Below are 1,022 nucleotides of genomic sequence, written 5' to 3'. Positions count from 1 at the left end.
TTACAAAATACTCCGCAATGAGAGTCACATCATGGTCTACTTTAATTGGAATTGTACCACTCGTTATATATTGTTTATTCAATGTAAATACGTTAACATGGCCAGTAGATATGCCAAGCTGGGGATCACTAGCATATTCGATCGTCTTTGCGACAATCTTCGGACTTGCGATGTGGTATGTCGGTATTAGCAAAATTGGCTCAACGAAAGTAATGGTATACATGTATCTTGTTCCACTTTTCGCAGTTATTTTTGCGGCTGTAACAATTGGAGAGCAAATCAACATGATGCAATTAGTTGGCGGGTTTATTATCTTCATCGGATTATATGTTGTAAAAAAAGGCGGAGTGAAGAAGCCAGCTTTCAATTTAAAAAAAGCAAGTTAATAGTGAGAAGGATCTCTTTCAAGTAGAAGGAGATCCTTTTTGTTTATGCGATAAAAGCGCTTGTTCAACAGCCCATTTTTGATGATCGTGAAGTAAATGCTCCATAGCCAGTAATGGAGGCATCCACTGTAAAAAATGACCTTCTTCACAGTTTTCGGTTTGTTTCTTTATCATTTTCGCGATGTAAAAGAACCCATCATTTAAATAATATGTATCTTCTTTTTCCGCATAAAAATATCGCGCTGCATTACCGATATACTGTTCAATTTCAATTGTCCATCCTAATTCCTCGARTAATTCACGATGCAAACATCCTTCTTTTGTTTCATTACCTTCCATACCGCCACCTGGTAAAAAGTAACGTTCTCCATTTTGAATGATAGCTATGTTTGAAGTAGTTGGATCAAAAATAACCGCATAACAGCTCGGCCGTAATACATACTGAACAGTAGGTTTTTTAGAACCAAATGTGAGTTTCGAAATCATAAAACACGACCTTTCTCTATAAAATACATAAAAGGGATAATAAGGTAAATGTCGAATTATATTAAGATAATCATAGTTGATTGGAGTGATAACAAAATGATAAATCGAAAATGTTCAAGGTGTAAAGAAATAACGGGTACAATACATGGT

2 protein-coding genes are annotated in these 1,022 nt (G+C 35.4%); one reads left to right on the top strand and one right to left on the bottom strand.

Translation table 11 applies throughout. The annotated features are described in order from the left end of the window. Positions 1-386, top strand: a 386-nt coding sequence (locus AC1DTM_RS28330) for a DMT family transporter (RefSeq protein WP_477001472.1), incomplete at its 5' end; no start/stop codon positions are given. 18 nt (positions 387-404) lie between these two features. Here the strand turns inward: AC1DTM_RS28330 and AC1DTM_RS28325 are convergent. Continuing rightward, positions 405-872 carry an NUDIX hydrolase gene (locus AC1DTM_RS28325; RefSeq protein WP_477001471.1) on the bottom strand — a complete coding sequence of 156 codons (468 nt, stop codon included), beginning with the start codon at positions 870-872 and terminating at the stop codon, positions 405-407. Between the last annotated feature and the right edge of the window lie 150 nt (positions 873-1,022).

It is taken from the genome of Bacillus sp. P4_D3 (assembly GCF_056401855.1).
This window is presented reverse-complemented; position numbering and strand designations above follow the sequence as displayed.